Source organism: Pseudoduganella sp. jia 12 (assembly GCF_055502675.1).
This window is the reverse complement of the sequence record NZ_JBUXKP010000003.1, coordinates 56,313-78,041: the sequence shown is the minus strand read 5'-3', so window position 1 is coordinate 78,041 and position 21,729 is coordinate 56,313. Positions and strand designations below refer to the sequence as shown.

20 protein-coding genes are annotated in these 21,729 nt (G+C 65.5%); 13 read left to right on the top strand and 7 right to left on the bottom strand.

Going from position 1 to position 21,729, the window contains the following annotated elements; genetic code table 11:
- Window positions 1-483 precede the first annotated feature (483 nt).
- From ACY65G_RS06425 to ACY65G_RS06415, 3 genes are all read left to right on the top strand, one after another.
- Window positions 484-693, top strand: a complete 210-nt coding sequence (locus tag ACY65G_RS06425; protein ID WP_464996536.1) for a response regulator transcription factor — start codon at window positions 484-486, stop codon at window positions 691-693.
- 195 nt (window positions 694-888) lie between these two features.
- Window positions 889-2,223 (top strand): amidase family protein, encoded by a 1,335-nt coding sequence (locus ACY65G_RS06420; protein ID WP_464996535.1) that lies wholly within the window; start codon window positions 889-891, stop codon window positions 2,221-2,223.
- Window positions 2,224-2,451: 228 nt separating this feature from the next.
- Window positions 2,452-2,898: a Rid family hydrolase gene (locus ACY65G_RS06415; RefSeq protein WP_464996534.1), complete on the top strand. Its 447-nt coding sequence runs from the start codon at window positions 2,452-2,454 to the stop codon at window positions 2,896-2,898.
- A gap of 461 nt (window positions 2,899-3,359) precedes the next feature.
- Here ACY65G_RS06415 and ACY65G_RS06410 read toward each other — a convergent pair whose 3' ends face one another.
- Window positions 3,360-3,896 carry a gamma carbonic anhydrase family protein gene (locus ACY65G_RS06410; protein ID WP_464996533.1) on the bottom strand — a complete coding sequence of 179 codons (537 nt, stop codon included), beginning with the start codon at window positions 3,894-3,896 and terminating at the stop codon, window positions 3,360-3,362.
- Window positions 3,897-4,011: 115 nt separating this feature from the next.
- Window positions 4,012-5,400 (bottom strand): MFS transporter, encoded by a 1,389-nt coding sequence (locus ACY65G_RS06405; RefSeq protein ID WP_464996532.1) that lies wholly within the window; start codon window positions 5,398-5,400, stop codon window positions 4,012-4,014.
- A gap of 318 nt (window positions 5,401-5,718) precedes the next feature.
- Here ACY65G_RS06405 and andAc point away from each other — a divergent pair, with 318 nt between their 5' ends.
- Genes andAc through ACY65G_RS06385 form a run of 4 tightly spaced genes read left to right on the top strand, consistent with a single transcriptional unit; the run spans window position 5,719 to window position 9,054 of the window.
- Complete coding sequence (andAc, locus tag ACY65G_RS06400; RefSeq protein WP_464996531.1) at window positions 5,719-7,008, top strand: anthranilate 1,2-dioxygenase large subunit AndAc; 1,290 nt, start codon at window positions 5,719-5,721, stop codon at window positions 7,006-7,008.
- A gap of 1 nt (window position 7,009) precedes the next feature.
- Window positions 7,010-7,486, top strand: a complete 477-nt coding sequence (gene andAd, locus ACY65G_RS06395; RefSeq protein ID WP_464996530.1) for an anthranilate 1,2-dioxygenase small subunit AndAd — start codon at window positions 7,010-7,012, stop codon at window positions 7,484-7,486.
- A 10-nt stretch (window positions 7,487-7,496) separates the two neighbouring features.
- Window positions 7,497-7,826 (top strand): anthranilate 1,2-dioxygenase ferredoxin subunit AndAb, encoded by a 330-nt coding sequence (andAb, locus tag ACY65G_RS06390; protein WP_464996529.1) that lies wholly within the window; start codon window positions 7,497-7,499, stop codon window positions 7,824-7,826.
- A gap of 10 nt (window positions 7,827-7,836) precedes the next feature.
- The gene (locus ACY65G_RS06385; RefSeq protein ID WP_464996528.1) at window positions 7,837-9,054 is read left to right on the top strand and encodes an NAD(P)/FAD-dependent oxidoreductase; all 1,218 of its coding nucleotides are present in this window, start codon (window positions 7,837-7,839) and stop codon (window positions 9,052-9,054) included.
- A 24-nt stretch (window positions 9,055-9,078) separates the two neighbouring features.
- Here the strand turns inward: ACY65G_RS06385 and ACY65G_RS06380 are convergent, their stop codons facing one another.
- The 5 genes from ACY65G_RS06380 to ACY65G_RS06360 all read right to left on the bottom strand — a co-directional run bounded on the left by ACY65G_RS06380 (window position 9,079) and on the right by ACY65G_RS06360 (window position 13,448).
- Entirely contained in the window at window positions 9,079-10,071 is a 993-nt protein-coding gene (locus ACY65G_RS06380) for an AraC family transcriptional regulator (protein ID WP_464996527.1), read from the bottom strand.
- A gap of 175 nt (window positions 10,072-10,246) precedes the next feature.
- Window positions 10,247-11,065, bottom strand: a complete 819-nt coding sequence (gene pcaD, locus ACY65G_RS06375; protein ID WP_464996526.1) for a 3-oxoadipate enol-lactonase — start codon at window positions 11,063-11,065, stop codon at window positions 10,247-10,249.
- Window positions 11,066-11,074: 9 nt separating this feature from the next.
- Entirely contained in the window at window positions 11,075-11,995 is a 921-nt protein-coding gene (gene catA, locus ACY65G_RS06370) for a catechol 1,2-dioxygenase (RefSeq protein WP_464996525.1), read from the bottom strand.
- Between the two features lie 36 nt (window positions 11,996-12,031).
- Complete coding sequence (gene catC / locus ACY65G_RS06365; protein ID WP_464996524.1) at window positions 12,032-12,322, bottom strand: muconolactone Delta-isomerase; 291 nt, start codon at window positions 12,320-12,322, stop codon at window positions 12,032-12,034.
- Window positions 12,323-12,338: 16 nt separating this feature from the next.
- Entirely contained in the window at window positions 12,339-13,448 is a 1,110-nt protein-coding gene (locus ACY65G_RS06360) for a muconate/chloromuconate family cycloisomerase (protein WP_464996523.1), read from the bottom strand.
- A gap of 101 nt (window positions 13,449-13,549) precedes the next feature.
- Here ACY65G_RS06360 and ACY65G_RS06355 point away from each other — a divergent pair, with 101 nt between their 5' ends.
- The 6 genes from ACY65G_RS06355 (at window position 13,550) to ACY65G_RS06330 (ending at window position 21,671) form a co-directional block, all read left to right on the top strand.
- On the top strand, window positions 13,550-14,470 hold the full coding sequence (locus ACY65G_RS06355; protein WP_464996522.1) for a LysR family transcriptional regulator: 921 nt from the start codon (window positions 13,550-13,552) through the stop codon (window positions 14,468-14,470).
- Window positions 14,471-14,708: 238 nt separating this feature from the next.
- Window positions 14,709-16,760, top strand: coding sequence for a phosphocholine-specific phospholipase C (locus tag ACY65G_RS06350; RefSeq protein WP_464996521.1), 2,052 nt, complete (start codon window positions 14,709-14,711; stop codon window positions 16,758-16,760).
- Between the two features lie 102 nt (window positions 16,761-16,862).
- Window positions 16,863-18,095, top strand: a complete 1,233-nt coding sequence (locus tag ACY65G_RS06345) for a LacI family DNA-binding transcriptional regulator (protein ID WP_464996520.1) — start codon at window positions 16,863-16,865, stop codon at window positions 18,093-18,095.
- Between the two features lie 2 nt (window positions 18,096-18,097).
- Window positions 18,098-19,045 carry an ABC transporter permease gene (locus tag ACY65G_RS06340; RefSeq protein WP_464996519.1) on the top strand — a complete coding sequence of 316 codons (948 nt, stop codon included), beginning with the start codon at window positions 18,098-18,100 and terminating at the stop codon, window positions 19,043-19,045.
- An 8-nt stretch (window positions 19,046-19,053) separates the two neighbouring features.
- Window positions 19,054-19,995: a carbohydrate ABC transporter permease gene (locus ACY65G_RS06335; protein ID WP_464996518.1), complete on the top strand. Its 942-nt coding sequence runs from the start codon at window positions 19,054-19,056 to the stop codon at window positions 19,993-19,995.
- A gap of 23 nt (window positions 19,996-20,018) precedes the next feature.
- On the top strand, window positions 20,019-21,671 hold the full coding sequence (locus ACY65G_RS06330; protein WP_464996517.1) for a type 2 periplasmic-binding domain-containing protein: 1,653 nt from the start codon (window positions 20,019-20,021) through the stop codon (window positions 21,669-21,671).
- Window positions 21,672-21,729 lie beyond the last annotated feature (58 nt).

Here is a 21,729-nt window from a genome sequence, read left to right as displayed (position 1 = left end):
TATTTCGGAGGAGACCGTCAAGTTGAATATGCGCGCTGTTCTGTTCAAACTGGAGGCACGCGACCGAACGCATGTTGTGGCAATCGCTTTCCGGCGCGCCATGCATTCTTCCAAGACTTGACCAAACCCATAGCTCCAGAGAGTCCGAAGGGTCATTTCTTCAGGATCGTTACCCCATATCGGGTACCTCTTTGTGACATTTCTGAACTAGCAGGAACTCAGCCCAACTGGTGTTCCTTCGGCAGGGGTGGTGCCTCATTATGGGATTTTTTTAAGCCGAGATGCCATGCCATCTGAACGCCCCCTGATTAGCGTGACGCCTATCGACCAGATCATGGCTGCGGGAGTATTCGCCATCCTTGGACCGTCGCCGAATTTTGCGGTCGTGGCTAGCCGAAGCAGCCCGACGATACCTGCAAACGTCAGCGTTATCGTCGCCGACTACCTCGCATTCCCATTGCCGCCTGAGTGACAGGCACATCATTGACGCTCCGGGAATCGGACGTCTTCCAACTTCTGGGCAACGGTTACTGCAACAAAGTAATCGCGAGGGAACTCGATATTGGTGTAGGGAGTGAAAAACCATATCAAGGGGTGATGACAAAGCTCAACGCCAAAGCCCGTACTGAGGCCGTGGTCATAGCATGGCAGCGTGGATTGATTTCTGCAAATGTCGATTTTCTGCCCGGCTGATAGCCAATGAAACTTGGCCCACATGGTGACACGGCGTCGGCCTCTCTTATACATACGCCTGCTGAAAAACTCATAATCTACTCATCTCCGAATATGTCATCCATCTCCGAAATCCTTCAGTCGGGCACAGCACGGTCTATCGGCGAAGCGATAGCTGCGGGCAAAATCACCTCAACCGAAGCCACGAACTGGTACATGGCACGTATCGAACGTTTGAGCTGTGGCGAGGGCGGACTCAACTGTGTACGCAGCATTTCGCCTTTGGCTCTTGCTGCTGCCCAGCGTGCCGATGCCGAGCTCGCAGCGAACCTCTCGCGTGGCCCGCTTCACGGCGTACCCTACCTTATCAAGGATAACTTTTTTACCGCCGACGGCACCTATGCTTCCGCGGGATCAAAGGCACTTGAACACTTCATACCGCCGTACGAAGCAACCGTTGTACAACGGTTGCACGACGCCGGCGCCGTGCTTCTCGGGAAGACCCATCTCACCGAGTTTGCGGACTTCGTCTCCGATACGATGCCCGCCGAATTCAGCGGCGTAGGCGGCGTCGTTCGGCACCCCTTGGACTTGCAGTTCGGCCGGGGTCAAGGGTCCAGCGTGGGCTCCGCGGCAGCAGTCGCGGCAAGGCTTTGCGCCTTCGCTATCGGTTCCGAAACACAGAATTCGATCCAGGCCCCTGCAATTTCGAGCTCGATCGTTGGCTTCAAACCATCAGTGGGATCCGTGAGCCGGCATGGCATCATTCCCTTGGTGCCTAGCCAGGATTCACCTGGCCCTTTGACACTCAACGTCGATGATGCGGCTCTCATCTTCGAATTGCTGCAAGGCCCGGATATGAATGACACGGCGACCTTGGGTTCACATTTGACTGCGAGCCAAGGCGGTACGCTGCACGGTCTTCGCATTGGTGTGCCGCGCCGCTTCGTGGCCGACAAGATATTGAACGAGGATAGCGAACCTGCGTTCGAAGATGTCCTCCGCATGCTGGCGGCAGCAGGCGCCGTCATCGTCGATCCATGCGATTTTCCAAGCGCCGAGCAACTTGCCGAAGTGCGCTCATGCGTGTTCCGTACCGAGTTCAAAGCAAGCCTCGACGCTATGCTGCAGGCGCTGGTGCCATGCGGCATGTCATCAATGGCAGACATCATCGCCTGGAATCGTGAGCACCCAGAGGCAATACCTTACGGCCAGTCACTCCTTGAAGCGGCGAATGCTTCGACCGGCGTCCTATCGCCACAATACATCGATGACCGAAGACGCGATATCGCCTTGAGTCTGCACGCTGGCATTCGTTCAGCGCTGATTGCCGGGCGCGCGGACGTACTGTTGTCGCCCATGACGGCCGCAGCCAAGTGCAGCGGCAAAGCGGGCGCGCCAGTCGTAGCAATCCCGGTTGGAGCTGACAGGTCCGGCAATCCGTTCGGTGTAACCGTTATTGCGCAACCGGGTCACGATTTTTCATTACTCAGGGCAGCGCTGGAAATCGAGCGAGTGATTGGACAGCGTGTCGAACCCAACCTGGACTGACGTTTCGTTGATAGGTGTTACCCGTTGATGACGGGCCCGCCCGTCACCGACCAAAGCTGGAGGTCAGTTGGATACCGTAGCAACGATCATCAGGCCCCGATCAGGGGAGCCAATCGCTGCCATACGAGAGAAGCGTAGCAGGCAGAGCAAGGGTTATCCTCCAGATACCAATTATTGGCAGTCCCCTGCCATTCCTATTATTTATCTGAGACCTTGAAAGAGAGAAAAATGTCAGTTGAAAAAAAAGTCGAAAATCTCGGCGTTGCTTGGGAAAAGCTCTTTGGTTATGTGCAGGCCGTCCAGGTGAAGGACACGATCTATATCTCTGGACAGTTAAGCCATGATGGCGAAGGCCAGCTGATAGCGCCGGCGGAGGTCGACACCAACGGGAAGCCAGTCGATTTCTCGCAGATGGAAGCGCAATTGCGCCAGACCTATGTCAATGCGATAGCTTTGCTCGCCCGCTACGGCGCTACCCTTGAAGACGTCGTGGAAGAAACGCTCTATGTTCTCGATGTCGATGCCGCCTTCACTGCTGGTGGCAAAGTCAGGAAAGAAATGTATGGGGTCGAGCAGCCGCAGTGCGCGAGCAATCTGATTGGCGTTTCGCGCCTCGCGTTTCCTGCACAGCTGGTTGAAGTCACATTTCGGGCCGTCTTGTCGAATCGCACTTGAGCAATTCGCTGGCTGCTCGCGCGTCGCGGTGTGAACAGCGCGAGCGAGCTGGCTCCCCAAGTGGTCATCGTGCAGTGGCCGGGATTCTAACTGTCATGTGGCTGCAAGCAGTTCGGCCATGACAATGTCGAGCCAGCCCGGCTACTTTAAAGGACCCAATAAAGAGCTGCGTGCGCAATTCAGCATGCTCACTAACGTCCGCTCTGCGGTGAAAGCAGCCGTTACCGACCAACTTTATTGTCAGCGCCGCGCAGCTCTGCCGAATCGGACACGGCCCGACCAACTGTCGGAGCGGTGCCAGGTCCACACGAATCAAAGACTTACGGCTTCCGGTTCCGACTAACTTTATTCGTTCTAGTCAACACGTGTATGTCAATACCGGTCAAAGACACGCCAGCCAGTACCAGGAGCCGCTGATATCGCTGGGCGGAGCGTCATTTCCTGCATACCGTGTATCGCGTTCACGGCCGGCCTTGCAGGTAGTTGTCCTTGACCCGCACGTAGTGCTCGGCCGAATAGCGCAGCCAGGCGATTTCCTCGTCGGTCAGGGCGCGCACTTTCCTGACCGGCCGGCCTACATAGAGGAAACCACTCTGCAGCGTCTTGCCAGGCGGGACGAGGCTGCCGGCACCGATCATGGTCCGATCTTGAACGATCACGTCGTCCATCACGATACTGCCCATGCCGACCAGGCATTCGTTACCGATGCGGCAGCCATGCAGGATCACCGAGTGGCCCACGGTAACGTAATCGCCGATGTGCAGGGGCGAACCCTGCGGTTTCCCGGGGGGCCGGTGCGAGACATGGCCCATCGAGAAATCCTGGATGTTGGAACAACGTCCGATGACGATGTCGTTGACGTCGCCGCGTAGCACGGCATTGCACCACACCGAGCTGTCGGCACCGACGCGCACGTTACCGATCACCTGGGCCGTTTCGTGAATGTAGACGCGCTCGGCAAGTTGCGGAGCGACATCGAGATAAGTGGATAACGGCATATTGATGAGACGGTTTGTCTGGAATTGGACATTGTGCCAATTCCAGACGTGCAGTGCAAGCTGCTCGTCAGCCGGTCAGCCGGTCAGCCGGTCAGCCGGTCAGCCGGTCAGCCGGTCAGCTCGCTGCGCCCCTGGCGCCCACGCCCGCCGGCACCGTGCCGGTCGCTGCTTCCATCCCGATACCGCCGACCGCCGTATCCGCCATGGCCGAGCGCCGGTTGTCGATCAGCGACACGGTGACGGCGGCCAGCAGCGAGGGCAGGGCGATCGCCACGAAGTTGTACTGCAGCGGCAGTTCCATGCCCACGAGCAGGCCGATGACGATCGGCGCCGAGATCGCGCCGATGCGGGCGAAGCCCAGCATGAAGCCCACGCCGGTCGAGCGGATCGCCATCGGGTAGTACTGGCCGCAATACGCGCAGATGACGATCTGCGTGCCAATGGTGGTGGCGCCCGCCAGCGCGACGACGATGTACAGCGCTTCCGTCGGCAGCCTGAAGCCGAGCAGCGTGATCGCCACGGCGGCCAGCAGGTACATGCCAACCAGCACGCGCTTGATCGGCAGCCTGTCCGCCAGCGCGCCGCCGCCGATCGCGCCGGCGATGGCGCCGGCATTGAGGACGAGGACGAACGTGAGCGCGGAGCCGAGCCCGTAGCCGGCGCTGGCCATCAGCTTCGTCAGCCAGGAACTCAGCGCATACACCATGAACAGCGTCATGAAGCACGTGAGCCAGAACATCAGCGTGCTCATGCCGCGGCCCTGCGCGAACAGCGCGCTGAGCGGGGCACTGCCGCGGGCGCTGCCCGGTAGCTCCAGCTGGTCGCCGGCTTGCGGCACGTACGAGGGCTCCATGCGCGCCGCGATGGCCTGCAGCTCGGCGGTGCGGCCGCGCTTGGCCAGGAACGCCATCGATTCCGGCAGCGACGCCAGCAGGAACGGCAGCAGCAGCACGGGCGCGGCGGCCGCCAGGAAGACGGATTGCCAGCCATAGCTCTCGATCAGGCCCTTGCCCAGCAATGCGGCCAGCATGCCGCCCACTGAATAGCCGCTGAACATCAGCGTGACCATCGTGGCGCGGATGCGCTTCGGCGAGTATTCGGTCATGTGCGCGATCACGTTGGGCATCACGCCGCCGATGCCCAGGCCCGCCAGGAACCGGGCGATGCTGAACGTGACCGGGTCGCTTGCCAGGCCGGCGGCCGCCGTGAACACGCTGAAGAGCACCACGCACAGCGTGATCGCCCAGCGCCGGCCGATGCGATCGGCGATGGTCCCCAGCAGCACGTTCCCGAACATCATGCCGAACAGCGCCGAACTGACCATGAAGCCGGCACTGGTGGCATTCACCCCCATCTCCTTCATGATCGACGGCAGGGCGATGCCCGACACGGCCAGGTCGTAGCCGTCGCAGATGATGATGACGCTGCACCATAGCAGCACGCCCAGGTGGAATTTGTTGAACCGTGCATTGTCGGCCAGGCCGTTCAGATCGATATGTCGCATGCTTGTCCCGTTGATTGTCATGGCCGTGTGAGCCTTTGTCTGCATGGGTAACCCCGCCATGGCGTCGATGCCCGGATCCCGCGACGGGTGCTGTGATTGCACGCCAATCCTACCGAAGTGCGCCCGCCGCGACTATCCGTATCTGGCCGCATGTGCCGGTGTTTTTGGTCGTTTCTGGCAGGTGCCGGTGCGTTTCGGCCGTCCCTTCCTGCCGCGCATCGGAACGGATGATTTTTCGCCGGCCGGGTGCAGGAACCGGATAGTCCGGGCCGGTGTCGCTCGCTAGACTGCGTTCACATTGTGGAACCAGGAACGGAGATGACGATGACCGAAACCCCCAGCACCGCCAGCGGCACCCAGGCCGCGAATCGCGATGTGTTCTTTCCCCAGCCGGACGGCTCCCGCGTGCCCTACGCGGTCTTCAGCTCGCAGGAAGTGTATGACCGGGAGCAGGAGCGGATCTACCGCGGCCCGCACTGGAGCTTCGTGGCGCTGGCCTGCGAGATCCCGAACCTGAACGACTTCAAGAGCACGTTCGTCGGCGATACGCCGGTCGTGGTGACGCGCACCGCCAGCGGCTATGCCTGCTGGGTCAACCGCTGCGCCCACCGCGGCGCGATCGTCTGCCGTGAAAAGCACGGCAATGCGGCATCGCACACCTGCGTGTACCACCAGTGGAACTACAACTGCGAAGGCGACCTGCAGGGCGTGCCGTTCCGGCGCGGGCAGAAGCAGGGCGACATCATGCTGGTCGGCATGGCCAAGGCCTTCGATCCCGCGCAGCACGGCCTGCAGAAGCTGCGGGTCGCCGAGTACAAGGGCCTGCTGTTCGCCACCTTCAGCGACGATACGCCCGACATCGAGGACTACCTGGGACCGCAGATGCTGCCGTGGGTGGACCGCGTGTTCCACAAGCCGATCGTGTACCTGGGCTGTACGAGGCAATATTCGAAGTCGAACTGGAAGCTGTACTTCGAGAACGTCAAGGACCCGTACCACGCCAGCCTGCTGCACCTGTTCCACACCACGTTCAACATCTTCCGCGTGGGCATGAGCGCGCGGTCGATCCCCGATGCCGCCCACGGCCTGCACAGCCTGATCACGGTGACAAAGCCGAATGTGGACACCAATACCGCTTCGGCCTACACGGACCAGAAGATCCGCTCGATGCAGGACGGTTTCGCGCTGGAAGATCCCTATGTGCTGGGGCAGATCCCGGAATACGAGGAAAACTGCACGAACCAGATCCAGCCGATCTTTCCGCAGCTCGTGATCCAGCAGATCCACAACACGCTGGTGGCGCGCCAGCTGCTGCCGAAGGGGCCGTCGAACTTCGAGCTCGTATTCCACTTCTTCGGCTACGAGGACGACACGCCGGAGCTGCGCGAGCTGCGCCTGCTGCAGGCGAACCTGGTCGGGCCGGCCGGCTACATCTCGATGGAAGACACGGAAGCGACCGAGCTGGTACAGCGCGGCACGGTGCGCGACGGCGACAAGACATCGTTCATGGGCATGGGCCTCGACGCCCCGGACCAGACGAACAGCAACATCACGGAAAACCTGATCCGCCGGTTCTGGGCGGGCTACCAACAAGCGATGGGGTACTGAGATGACGGATCAACTGCGCTTGTGGCTGGAGGTGTGCCAGCTGCAGAACAACTATGTCCACGCGATCGACAGCGGCCGCCTGGAGGACTGGCCCCGCTACTTCACCGAAGATGGCCTCTACACGATCATCTCGAAGGAAAACGAGGACCGCGGCCTGCCGGCCCCGATCCTCCACTGCCGCAACCAGCGCATGATGCGCGACCGGATCATGGCGCTGCGGCACGCCAATATCTACGAGGCGCACAGCTACCGGCATGCGCTCGGCGGCATCGTCGTCGAATCGGCCACGGACGATGAAATCGTGACGGTATCGAGCTACATCGTGGTCAACACCGGCGCGGCAGGGGAGTCCGTCGTGTACCAGGCCGGCATCTATCGCGACCGCATCGTGAAGCAGGACGGCCGCTGGCTGTTCCGTGAAAAACGGGTCGTGTACGACACCTCGCGCGTCCAGACCCTGCTGGCCACCCCGATCTAGGAGAAGCACCATGAGTACCTGGCACGATGTCGGCACCCCCGACGATTTCAATGAAGACGAACCGCGCGCCGTGATGGCGGCGGGCGAACCGGTCGCCGTCTTCCGGCTCGGCGACGAGCTGTTCGCACTGCACGACCTGTGCACCCACGAGCGGGTGCCGCTGTCCGAAGGCTTCATCGAGGACGGTTGTGTCGAATGCCCGCTGCACCAGGGCCTGTTCGACATCCGCACCGGCGCGCCGCGCAAGGCGCCGTGCACGGTACCCGTGCGCACGTATCCGATCCGGATCGTCGCCGGGCGCGTCGAAGTCGACGTGGCCGGCGCCGAGGCGCTGGCCTGAAGGAGCGGCGATGACCGGCACCATGGAAACCATCGTTGTCATCGGCGGCGGCCAGGCGGGCGCCTGGGCCGCGCGGACATTGCGTGACAAGGGCCACGCCGGCCGGATCGTGCTGGTGGGCGCCGAGCCGCACCTGCCGTACGAACGCCCGCCGCTGTCGAAGGCGATCCTGCTGGGCGAGGCCCTGCCCGAGTCGGCGCGGCTGCTGTCGATGCAGGACATCGACAAACTGCGCATCGAATGGATCGGCGGCGTGGCGGCACGGCGCATCGACCGCGAACGCCGTATCGTCGAACTCGACAACGCTGCCCAGGTCCCCTACGACAAGCTCATACTCTGCACCGGCGGCGTTGCCCGGCCGCTTCCCCAGGACGGCGCGGGCCATGTCCACCTGCTGCGCACGCTGGACGATGCCGCCCGGCTGGGCGCGTCGCTGCGGCCGGGCTTGCGGATGGCGGTGATCGGTGGCGGCTGGATCGGTCTGGAAGTGGCGGCCAGCGCGGTGAAGAAGGGCGCCAGTGTCACGCTCGTGGAGGCGGCCACACGGCTGTGCGAACGCAGCGTGACGCCCGGGATGTCGGCGATCCTGCATGGCCTGCACGTGCGGCAGGGTGTCGATGTGCGCCTGGACGCATCGCTGGAACGGCTGCACTGGGCCGGGGACGGTTCCGCCCTGCTGCACCTCGGTGACGGCACGGCGATCGAAGCCGACGTGGTCGTCGCCGGCATCGGCCTGGTGCCGAACGATGGCCTGGCGCGTGCCGCGGGCCTCGCGTGCGATGGCGGCGTAATCGTCGATGCGGCGTGCCGCACGAGCGACCCGCGCATCTTCGCCGCCGGCGACCTGGCCGTGGCGCCCAACAGCTGGTATGGGCGTTCGCTGCGGCTCGAATCGTGGCAGAACGCGCAGGAGCAGGGCATCGCCGCGGCCGAATCGGCACTCGGGCTGCCGGTGCGATACGATCCGCTGCCGTGGTTCTGGTCCCACCAGTTCGACTGGCACATCCAGCTTGTCGGCGTGCCGGCCGGGCATGACAGCGTGGTGGTGCGGGGCGATCCCGCCGGCGGCAACGGGCTGCTGTTCCACCTGCGCGACAGCCGCCTGGTCGCCGCGGTGGGCATCAACGCCGCCCGCGATCTGCGCTTCGCGCAGCGCCTGATCCAGCGCGGCACACCCGTCACCGCCGAGGCGCTGGGCGATCCCTCCGTGCCGATGTCCAGGATGTGATCATGGCCGGCCCGCCGCGGCCGGTCAGTTGCGCCGGCAGGCGCGCTGCGTCTGCCGCGGCAGTTCCTTGAAGCGCGCTTCGTAATAGGCGGAGAAGCGGCCCAGATGCCCGAAACCGAAGTTCATCGCCGTCTCGGTCACGGATGCGTGCGGATCGACGAGCAGCCGGCTGTGCACGGCGTCGAGCCGCTTGTTGCGCACCACCTCCATCGGCGTCATGCCGAAATGCCGCTGGCACAGCGCGTTGACGGTGCGGATGCCCAGGCCCGTGGCCAATGTCAGGTCCTGCAGCGAGATCGGGCCGCCCAGGTGCCGGTCGATATAGCTGGCGATCGCATCGATGGCGCCCGCACCTGCAGCTGCGTGGGCGTCCAAGGCGTGCCCTGGTGCGATGCCAGGCGCCGGCGCGGTTTCCTGCGCCGGCTTGTGCAGCACGATGAACGCGGCGATCGTCTGCTCGAGGTGGGACGTCCATTGCCGCTGGGGCGACACCTGGTCGGCGCTGGCCAGCGTGGTCTGCACCAGCAGCTTCCATTGCTCGTCGAGCACCTGCGGCAGCAGGAAGCCCGGTTCCGCTGCCACCGCGCCGATGCCGGCACGGGTTGCCGCGCTGTCGAGCAGGCGGCGCGGCACCTTGACGATCATCTGGCGATTGCGCGGACTCCACCGCAGCTGCAGGTTCTTCCTGGGCGCGAGCACGGCGCTGCGTCCTTCCCGTATCCACAGCTTGCGGCCGTCGCAATCGATCTCCATGCCGCCGTGCAGCGACGTATGGACCAGCACGAAATCGTCGAAGGGATGGGCGCGTACTTCGACCTCGGGGCCGTAGCGCAGCATGTACACGCTGATGTCGTCGAGCACCGACTTGTGCATCGCCGCGTCCGGCGTGCCGGGGCGCCAGTGCAGCGTGTGTTCGGCGAATTCGCTCGCTACCAGGTCGTGGGCCTCGGCCCTGGTATCCGAGCGGAACAGGGGTTTGCTGTAAAGCGCCGCCAGCGCCTTGTCGTGGAACGCCATCTTGTCTCCTGGCTTGCTAAGCTGGGTGAAGTTATGTCACGAAAAATAAGGCATGCTCAGCAAATAGCATGCCCATTCCATCGAAGCGTTGTTTTATTGTTTATTCAGTATAACCCGTTGTGAAGGCGGAACCGCCGGCCGGCGACCATGACGATCATGGTGCGCCGACGGCTGTTCACGGTGCGTCGTCCCGTGGCGATGGGGCGGTTTCGTTGCGGCGATCGAGGAACTTGCGCAGCGCGGCCGTGAAGGCGACGTCGGCTTCGATGTTCGAGATGTGCGACGCGGGCAGCGTGGCGAGCACGGCGCCCGGTATGTGCTCGCGCAGCCATGCGCCGTCGGCGACCGTGGTCACGGGGTCGTGCTCGCCGGCGATGACGAGCGTCGGCACGCGGATATCGGCGGCCTGCGCGCGCAGGTCCGCCACGGCCAGCGCCTCGCAGCACGCGGCATAGCCTCGCGGGTCCTGTGCGCGCAGGGTGGCCGTGAGGCGGGCCACCGTGGCGGGCTCCCGTGCAGCGAAGCCTGGCGTGAACCAGCGTGCCGCGGCGCCATCCGCGACGCCCGCCAGGCCTTCCCCGCGCACGAGGCTTGCGCGTGCCAGCCAGCCGTCCGGGGTGCCGATGCGGGCCGCCGTATTGGCCAGCACGAGGTGCGTCAGGCGCCCGCCCGCATGGATGCCGAGCCACTGGCCGACCATGCCGCCCATCGAGATGCCGCAGAACGCGGCACGTTCGATGTCCAGGTGGTCGAGCAGCGCCAGCACGTCGCGGCCGAGGCGGGCGATGTCCGGCGCGCCATCGCCGGCCGTGGACGATCCGTGACCGCGCGTGTCATGGCGCACCACGAAATGATCCGGGGCCAGCGCGGCGGCCTGCGCATCCCACATCGACAGGTCCGTCCCCAGCGAATTACACAGTACCACGCAGGGATTGGCGGGGTTGCCGTCGACGCGGTAATGCAGCCGGGCGCCATCCAGGTCCAGGAAAGGCATGCGGGCCTCTCAGGCCGCGGCGCGCGGGCGTTCGACTTCGCTGGCCGGCGCCGCCGCGCTCTCGCGCTTCATGTGGAAATCGAAGTCGATCGAGGCGAACGGCCTGTCGAGCCGCTGTGCGTCGATGCGGGCCGGATCGGCGACGCGCGTGATCGGCGGCACCAGGCCTTCGCGCGTCGCGAACGCGAAATCGTCCCACAGGTAATCGTCGCCCTCGATGTTGATCTGCGTGGTCAGCTTGCGGTGGCCGGGGGCGCTGACGAAGAAGTGGATGTGCGCGGGGCGCTGGCCGTGGCGGCCCAGCAGGTCGAGCAGCTGCTGCGTGGTGCCGTCCGGCGGGCAGCCGTAACCGACCGGGATAATGGACTGGAAGCGGTAGCGGCCCTGGTCGTCGGCGACGATCGTGCGGCGCAGGTTGAAGTCGGACTGCGTGCGGTCGAAGAACGAGTAATTGCCCAGCAGGTTCGCATGCCAGACTTCCACCTTCGCGCCGGGCATCGGCTTGCCGTCGTCGTCGTACACGGTGCCCTGCATGACGAGCGGTTCGGCGCGGTCGCTCTCGGTGCCGTCGTCGAGGCGCGCAAAGCCCACGGTTTCCGGCGCGCCCGCCACGTACAGCGGCCCCTCGATGGTGCGCGGCGTACCGCCTTCCAGGCCCGCCTTCGCTTCCGCTTCCTCGGCGCGCAGGTCGAGGAAGTGCTCGAGGCCCAGGCCCGCGGCCAGCAGGCCCAGTTCGTTCGCCGCACCGGCGGCGGACAGGTACGAGACGCCACTCCAGAATTCGCTCGGCGTGACGTCGAGGTCTTCGATGGCCTTGCACAGGTCGCCCAGCAGGCGCACCACCACCTGCTGCACGCGCGGGTCGGCGGGGCGGTCGGCGGCTTGCACCACCCACTGGTTGACGAGGGTTTCGATTGCTGCGTGGTTCATGGTTGTCTCCTTTGATCTTGCGCTTTTGTGGATGGCTTACGAATCGTTGTCGCGGATCGACGAAGGATGCCGGCACAGCGGCATCACGTCGATCTGCATGTAGGGGAACAGCGGCAGCGACGTGAGCAGCGTGTGCAGTTCGTCCACGCTGTCGACATCGAACACGCTGATATTGGCGTACTGGCCCGCGATGCGCCACAGGTGGCGCCACTTGCCCTGGTCCTGCAGGCGCTGCGCCAGCGCCTTTTCGTCGGCCTTCAGTTGCATGGCCTGGTCGGCCGGCATCGCGGCCGGCAGGTTCACGTTCATGCGTACATGGAAAAGCATGTCTCTCTCCTTGTCGTCAGTGGCGGCGCAGCGACTGCAGCCGGTCGGTATCGATTTCCACGCCCAGGCCTGGACCCGTGGGCACCTGCAGCTGGAAATCGCGGTAGACGAGCGGTTCGCGCAGCACTTCCTGCGTCAGCAGCAGGGGGCCGAACAGTTCGGTGCCCCATGCCAGTTCCGGGAACGTGGCGCACACGTGCGCGGTGGCGGCGGTGCCGATGCCGCCTTCGAGCATCGTGCCGCCATACAGGCCGATGCCGGCCAGCCGGGCCACCGTGGCCACTTCCAGTGCGGGCAGCAGGCCGCCGGATTGCGTGATCTTGACGGCGAACACGCCGGCGGTATCGCCACGGGCCAGCGCCATCGCATCGTGCGGACCGTGCAGCGCTTCGTCGGCCATGATCGCCACGTCGAAGCGCTTGGTCAGCCGCGCCATCGCGGCGTTGTCATGCGCCTTGACCGGTTGCTCGACGAGGTCGACGCCGCCCGCTTCCAGCGCCGCGATCGCGCGCACCGCGTCCGTTTCGTTCCATGCCTGGTTGACGTCCACCCGAACGCTGGCCCGGTCGCCGAGGGCGCGCTTGATCGCCAGCACATGGGCCACGTCCGCCATCGGCTCGCGCAGGCCGATCTTCAGCTTGAAGATGTTGTGGCGGCGCAGTTCGAGCATGTGCTCGGCCTCGTCGATATCCTTTGCGGTGTCGCCGCTGGCCAATGTCCACGCAACAGGAAGAGCGTCGCGCACGCGTCCCCCCAGCAGGTCGGACAGCGGCACGCCCAGGCGGCGCGCCTGCGCATCCAGCAGCGCGGTTTCGATGGCGCACTTGGCGAAGCGGTTGCCCTGGATGGCCTTGCGCAGCTTCGCCATCGCCTTCGCGACGCCGCCGGCGTCCATGCCCACGAGCAGGGGAGCCATGTACGTGTCGATATTGGTCTTGATGCTTTCCGGGCTTTCCTCGCCGTAGCTCAGGCCCCCGATGGTGGTGGCTTCGCCCCAGCCCGTGATGCCGTCGCCGCAGCGAATGCGCACGAGCACCAGCGTCTGCGTGTTCATCGTGGCGACGGAGAGCTTGTGCGGCCGGATGGTCGGCACGTCGGCCAGGATCGTCTCGATCGATTCAATCATATGTATTCCGTATCTTGAGCAGGGTTGGACATACGATATTCCCCGCGAGTCATCCAGTCCAACACCGAATTGGTATCATCAAGATACTTTGGAGGTATCGAATGGAACTAAGGCACCTGCGTTACTTCGTCGCGCTGGCCGAGGAGCGCAACTACCGGCGCGCGGCCGAGCGCCTGCACATCGCCCAGCCGCCGCTGAGCCGCCAGATCCAGCAGCTCGAGGAAATGCTGGAGGTGGCGCTCGTTGAAAAAGGGTCGCGCCCGCTCCGGCTGACCGAGGCCGGCGCGTTCTTCCTCGTGCACGCCAGGCAGGTGCTCGACCAGGTGCGCGACCTGCACACGATGACGCAACGCGTGGGCAAGCTGGAACGCAGGCTGTCGGTGGGCTTCGTTGCCTCCACCCTGTATGGCGAGCTGCCCGACATCATGCGGCGCTACCGTGAGCTGTATCCGCAGGTGGAGGTGACATTGCACGAGATGACGACGGTGGAGCAGCTGGCGGCGCTGAAGGAAGGGCGCATCGACGTGGGCTTCGGCCGGCTCAAGAGCGAGGATCCCAGCATCCGCCGCATCGTGCTGCGCGAGGAGCCGCTGGTGGTGGCGCTGCCGCCGGATCATCGCTTTTCCAGCCGCGAAGAACGCCTGCGCCTCACGGAACTGGCGCACGACACGCTGCTCGTCTATCCGAAGGCCCCGCGGCCCAGTTTCGCCGACCAGGTGCTGGCCATCTTCGCGCAGGCGAACGTGACGCCGGCCATGGTCACCGAAGTGCGCGAACTGCAGATCGCGATGGGTCTCGTGGCGGCCGGGCAGGGCATCGCGATCGTCCCCGAGAGCGTGCAGGCGATGCACCACCGCAATGTCGTGTACCGCCGCCTCGCGGACCAGCATGTGCTGTCGCCGATCCTGTTCAGCGTGCGCAACGGCGACCGTTCGCCCGAGCTGGAAAACCTGCTGGCGGCCACGTATGCCATCTATGATGAGCTGGGCATTGCCTATGCGGCGGAGAGCCTGGCGGAGTGACGTGGATCGCCGCTGCATTGCATGTTCGGTGATTTCATATCCGGTAATGTCGTATTCCGGTAAAAAACCCGGGCTATCATCGGCGGACCGCTTGGCGTCCGGGCGCCGCGCGTCGTCCATGTCGTTGCAACAGGATTTCGTTGCATGCCGCCCGCGAGTAATGATAACGTTAACGCTCCCGCTTCGATCCCCGTCGCGGGAGCGCCGGGTGGCTCCCACCCACCGTCACGGAGGATGCATGACCCGACTTTCCCGCCGCCGCTTCCTGGGCACCACGGCCGCCGCCGGCGTGCTCGGCGCCATGCCGCCACTGCTGCGCGAAGCGCTGGCCGTGCCGGCGCGCCGCGGCACCGGCACGCTCGACGACGTGCGCCACGTCGTCATCCTGATGCAGGAAAACCGCTCGTTCGACCATTATTTCGGCACGCTGGCCGGCGTGCGCGGCTTCGGCGACCGCATGACGATCCCCGTGCGCAATGGTCGCAGCGTCTGGCAGCAGCACAATGGCCGGCGCATCGTCATGCCGTACCGGCTCGATGCGGGCACCGGCAATGCCCAGCCGGCGCTGGACCTGCCGCACACCTGGCCCGATGCGCAGGCGGCGTGGAGCGATGGCCGCATCGATGCGTGGCCGCGCGCAAAGACCGATGCTTCGATGGCGTACTACGCCCGCGCCGACCTGCCGATCCAGTTCGCGCTGGCCGACGCGTTTACGCTGTGCGATGCCTACCACTGCTCGCTGCAGGGTGGCACGAATCCGAACCGGCTGTTCCTGATGACTGGCACCAACGACCCCTCGGGCCGGCACGGTGGCCCGGCGATCGACAACCGCATGGAAGGCTTCGGGCCGCCCGGGCAGGGTTTTACGTGGACCACGTACCCCGAGCGGCTGGAAAAGGCCGGCGTCAGCTGGAAGGTCTATACGGACATGGCGGACAACTACGACTGCAACATGCTGACGACGTTCCGCAGTTTCCGGGAAGCCCACGCCGCGCGACCGAACCCGCTGGCGGACAAGGGCGTCAGCAGCACCCTGGGCAATGCCACGCTGGACGGCCTGCGAGAGGATGTGGTGAACGGCCGCCTGCCGCAGGTGAGTTGGGTGATTGCCCCGCGCCTGTATTCGGAGCATCCGGGGCCGTCGACGCCGGTGCAGGGTGGCGCCTACACGCTGCAGGTGCTCGAGGCGCTGCTGGCCGATCCCGAGGTGTGGAGCGGCACCGTGTTCCTGCAGATGTACGACGAGAACGATGCCTTCTTCGATCACGTGCCGCCGCCGGCGCCGCCCGCGCTGCTGGGCGACGGCAGCCGGTCGGGCAGGTCCACCGTCGACTTCGCGGACGAATGCCATCGCGACGGCCTGCTGTATGGCCTGGGGCCGCGCGTGCCGATGGTCGTCATGTCGCCGTGGAGCAAGGGCGGCTGGGTGAATTCGCAGGTGTTCGACCACACGTCCGTGCTGCGCTTCCTCGAGCGCCGCTTCGGCGTCGTGGAACCGAACATCAGCGCCTGGCGCCGGGCCGTCTGCGGCGACCTCTCGAGCTGCTTCGACTTTGCCTCGCCGGATGCCGCCACGCCGCGCCTGCCCGCCTATGGCATGGCGCAGGCCGACGCCGAGCGGGCGCGCCAGCGTGCCACGCCCGCCATCGACGTGCCGGCCGAACGGGCGCAGTCCGCGCCCCGGCAGGAGGCGGGCACGCGGCCGTCGCGCGCGCTGCCATACAAACTCGAAGCGCGGCTGGAAGTCCCGACCGGGCCGGGCGGCGATGGCGTGGCGCTCACCTTCGTCAACAGCGGCACGGCCGGCGCGGTGTTTCACGTTTACGACCGGCTGCGCCTGGGCCGCGTGCCGCGCCGCTACACGGTGGAAGCGGGCAGGGAGCTCGTCGACCGCTTGACAGCACCGGCCGGGGAACGCGCCGTGGTGCCCGGTGCGTATGACCTGTGGATCCTCGGCCCGAACGGTTTCCATCGCGGCCTGCGCGGCAGCGGCAGGCCGGGCATCGCGGTGCGTGCCGTCACTGAAGGAAACCGCCTCGTGCTCGAGTTGCACGGCGGCGAGGGCGTGCGCGAGGGTGTGCACGAGGATGTGCACGATGCAGCGGTGACGCTGCTGGCCTATGGCGACCCGGCGCCGCGCCTGCTGCGCGTGGCCGCGGGCGGCACCGAACGCATCGCGCTGCCCGGGCCCTGGTATGACGCCCAGGTGGAATGCGACGGCGCCGTGTGGCGTTTCGCGGGCCGCATCGAGACCGGTTTCGACGGCACCAGCGACCCGGCGCCGGCGTGACATGACATTCATGACGGAATAACTTCCGATGCAAAAATAGCTTCCTATGCCGGATCGAAAATGGTAACGTTAACGTTATCAACCCTGGACATGATGCAGACCATGAAAAATCTTCCCGTAACCCTGATCACGATCGCCGAGAAAGCGGGCGTCTCGGTCATGACCGTGTCGCGCGCGCTGAACGACGAAGGGTCGGTTGCCGCCAAGACCCGCGCGAAGGTGCGGGCGATCGCGGCGGAACTGGGCTATTCGCCCAACCTGTCGGCCAAGATGATGAAGGGCAGCCGCACCAACGTGATCGGCATCCTCGTCAACGACCTGCAGTCGGCCGTGATCAACGAGATCATCGGTGCCGTCAGCGTCGCCGTGCGCAAGCTCGAGATGGACCTGGTGATCTACAACTCGATCAGCGACACGGACAACGCGCCCAGCCGCGGCCTGGGCCACATGCTGCAGGGCCTGTGCGACGGCCTGCTGCTGATCCTGCCCCGCATCAGCGACACGCACCTGCGCCAGCTCGAGCAGCGCGGACTGCCCGTGGTGCTGGTCAATTACTGGCGACCAACCGACTTGCCCGTCGTCCGCGGCGGCAACAGCGATGCCGCCGCCGCGGCCACGCGCCACCTGCTGCAGCTGGGGCACCGCCGGATCGGTTTCATCACCGGTTCGGCGTTCACCGGCCAGAGCCAGGAGCGCCAGCACGGCTACGAATCCGCACTGCGGAGCGCCGGCATCGACGTGGACCCGAAACTGGTCGCGGCAGGCGACTTCGGGCGGCGTTCCGGCTATGAGGCCGCATCCGCGCTGCTGACGGCGGAGAACGCGCCGACGGCGATCTTCGCGGCCAACGACGAGATGGCGTTCGGCGCCATCGACGCCGTGCGCGCCTGCGGCCTGCGGATGCCGCAGGACGTTTCCGTGATCGGCTTCGACGACATTCCCGCCGCGGCCCAGGTGCATCCGGCGCTGACGACGGTGCGCCAGCCGCTGGCCGCCATCAGCGACGCGGCCGTGCGCGAACTGCTGCTGCGTATCGCTGGCAGCGGCGGCGAACAGCAGCGTGTCGAGTTCCCGTCCGAGCTGGTGCTGCGCGATTCCACCGCCAGGGCGCCGGTCCGCGCCGATGCCGCGCCGGACCGTGCCACCGCGCCACGGCGCTCCGGCGGCGGCGCCGCGAAACCAGCGGTCCCGAAACCAGCGACCACGAAAGCAGCGACCGCGAAACCAGCGACCACGAAACCAGCGACCACGAAACCAGCGACCACGAAACCAGCGACCGCGAAGCCGGCAGCCGCCGCGCGCGCCACGCGCAAGCGCCCGGCCGGAAAGGCCTGAGCATGACGGCCCCAGCCATTCCTGCCGTCCGTCCGCCGGTCCCGTACCTGCGCCGCCTCGGCCGCGACCTGGCGCGCAACCGCGTCGCCTACCTGATGCTGCTGCCGGTCGTGGCGTACTTCGCCGTGTTCCATTACGTGCCGATGTACGGCACGCTGATCGCATTCAAGGATTTCAACCCGGCCGCCGGCATTGCCGGCAGCGAGTGGGTCGGGCTGGAGTGGTTCAGCCAGTTCTTCAATGGCCTGTTCGTGGAACGCCTGATCGTCAACACGCTGCTGCTGAACATCTACGACGTGCTGTTCGGCTTTCCCGCCCCGATCATCCTGGCGCTGCTGCTGAACGAGCTGACGAGCGAGCGGTTCCGCCGCCTCGTGCAGACCATCACGTACCTGCCGCACTTCATTTCCGTCGTCGTCGTCGCGGGCATGCTGCTCGACTTCGCCGCGCGCGACGGCATCCTCACGCAGATGGCCGTGGCGCTGGGCGGCACGCCCGATCCGCTGATCAACGACCCGTCATGGTTCCGCACGCTGTTCGTCGGTTCCGAGATCTGGCAGAGCGTGGGGTGGGGCTCGATCATCTATCTGGCCACGCTGTCGGCCATCAATCCCTCGCTGTACGAGGCGGCCCGCATCGACGGCGCGAACCGCTGGCAGCGCATGGTCCACGTCACGCTGCCCGGCCTGCTGCCCATCGTCAGCACGCTGCTGGTGCTGCGGCTCGGCCAGCTGATGACCGTGGGCTTCGAGAAGGTGATCCTGCTGTACAACCCGGGCACGTATGAAACGGCGGACGTGATCTCCACCTACGTGTACCGGCACGGCATCCTCGATGCGAACTACAGCTATGCGGCCGCCGTCGGCCTGTGCAATTCCGCGGTGGCACTGCTGCTGCTCGCGGCCGCCAACCGCCTCAGCCGCAAGCTGACCGGCAACAGCATCTGGTAGGAGACGCCATGCAAACCCCCACGATCTCCGACATGGCCGCGCTGCCGGCGCCACGCCTGGGCCTGCGCGCCTGGCGCCCGCGCCAGGGCTGGGCCGGCGCAGCGTTCGACACGGCCAACGTCACCGTGCTGTCGCTGCTGTGCTTCATCACCTTCTACCCGTTCTGGTATGTGCTGATCGCCTCGCTCAGCGACCCGCTGGCACTGGCGGCGCACCAGGGCCTGATGCTGCTGCCGCAAGGCCTGTCGTTCGAGGCGTTCGAACGCGTGTGGCAAAACCCGATGGTGCGCAGCGGTTTTTTCAATACGCTCGTCATCGTGGTGGGCGGCACGGCGCTGAACCTCGTGCTCACCTGCTGCGGCGCGTATGCGCTGTCGCGGCGCCGCCTGATGCTGGAAAAGCCCGTGATGCTGATGATCATCTTCACGATGTTCTTCACCGGCGGCCTGGTGCCGAACTACCTGCTGGTGCGCGACCTGGGGCTGCTGGACAGCCGCTGGGCCGTGATCCTGCCGTTCGCCGTCAGCGCCTGGAACCTCATCATCCTGCGCTCGGCGTTCAACGCGGTACCGAAGGACTACGAGGAGGCGGCCCGCATCGACGGTGCCGGCGATGTCACCATCCTCACCCAGGTCTACGTGCCGCTGTGCATGCCCACGCTGGCCGTGGTGGCCATGTTCTACGCGGTGGCGCACTGGAACGGCTACTTCTATTCGATGATCTACCTGTCCGACCGCGAGCTGTTCCCGCTGCAGCTGGTGCTGCGCGAGATCCTCGTGTCCAGCAGCACGGACTCGATGATGACGGGCGAAGCAGCGGGCCGCGAGGCGCTCAGTACCACGATCAAGTACGCCACCGTGATCGTGGCCACGCTGCCGGTGCTGGCCGTCTACCCGTTCCTGCAGCGCTTCTTCGCCAAGGGCGTGCTGGTGGGAGGAATCAAGGAATGAAGGCGATTTTTCCGGACCTGAGAATGTTAACGTTATCTAATGCGTTGTCCCTGGCATTGCTGGCGATGCCGTTCGCGGCGATGGCCGCACCCGATGCGCCGGCCCTGCCGATCGTGCAGGCGCCGCTGACGCTGACGTGGTTCGTCAACTTCAACGCCAAGGCGGCCGTGTCGATGAACAGCTATGCCGAGCAGACGGCCTACCAGGTGCTGGCCGAGCGCACCGGTATCCGCGTGCGCTTCGAACACCCGCCGCTCGGCGCGGAAAAGGAACGCTTCAACCTGCTGGCCGTCTCCGGCAAGTACCCGGACGTCATCGAGGCGGACTGGTTCGGCTATCCGGGCGGTTCCGAGAAGGCCTTGCGCGACGGCGTCATCATCCCGCTCAATGACCTGATCCGGCGCCATGCGCCGAACTTCCAGGCGCTGCTGGATGCAAATCCCGAAGTGTTCCGCCAGGTGTCGACGGCCGACGGCCGCATCTACGCCTTCCCGATGCTGCGGCTGGACCCGGAAGTGCGCAATGTCTGGGGGCCGCAGATCCGCGCCGACTGGCTGGCGAAGCTGGGCCTGGCCGCGCCGGAAAGCATCGACGACTGGTACCGGGTGCTGAAGGCCTTCCGCACGCGCGACCCCAACGGCAACGGCAAGCCTGACGAAATCCCGTTCTCCGTGCTGACGATCAACGGCGACCGCGCCGTGCCGGGGCTGCCGGCGCCCATGTGGGTCTTTCTCGGCGGCTTCGGGCTTGCCCCGGAATTCTTCCGCAAGGATGGCCGGGTGCGCTACAGTCCCGCCGAACCGGCCTACCGCGAATTCCTCACCACGATGCGCCGCTGGTATGCGGAAGGGCTGATCGATCCGGATTACGTGTCGCAGACCGAGCGCCAGTTCGATGCGCGCATGACCAACAACCTGGTGGGCGCATATGCGGGGTTCAATGGCGGCGGGCTGGCCCGCTTCACCAGCATGAACCGGCAGCGCTTCCCGGGTTTTCGCCTCGTGGCCGTGCCGTATCCCAGCGGCCCGGGGAGCGGCGGCCGGCATTTCCTGACGTGGCCCGAGGCGGGGCAGCTCTATTCCGGCCTGGGCGCCGCCGTCAGCAGCCAGAACCGGCACGTGGTGGAAACCGTCCGCTACCTCGACTATGGCTACTCGAAGGAGGGCGGCAGGGTGCTGTCCTATGGCCGAGAAGGGCTCAGCTACACGATGGTCGATGGCCGGCCGCGCTATACGGACCGGGTGATGCGCCACCCGAAACTGTCGGTGGCCGAGGCGATCTACGTGCATGCGCGCGTGCAGAGCGCCCCGCTGGTGCAGGACGCGAACTACCTGCAGCAGTTCTACACGATGCCCGAGCAGCGCGAGGCCGTGGCCATCTGGGCCGGCGCGTCGCCGGACCTGCTGCTGCCGGCGCTGGAAGTCGACCCGGCGGATTCGCGCAAGTTCAACGCCATCATGAGCGACCTGAAGCTCTACATCGCCGAGATGACGACGCGCTTCATCACGGGCCGCGAGCCGATGGAAAACTTCGACCTGTACATCAAGCGGCTCGAACAGGCCGGCGTGCGGCGGGCGACCGCCTACATGCAGAAGGCATACGACCGCTACCAGTCGAAATCCCCCGCGGGACTGTCCGCTCCCGCTTCACGCAGCCCCGATGCCGCGCAACCCTGACGAGGACGACATGCCCCGACATTTCCACTACGTGCCCGCCAATCGGGCCATGCGCATC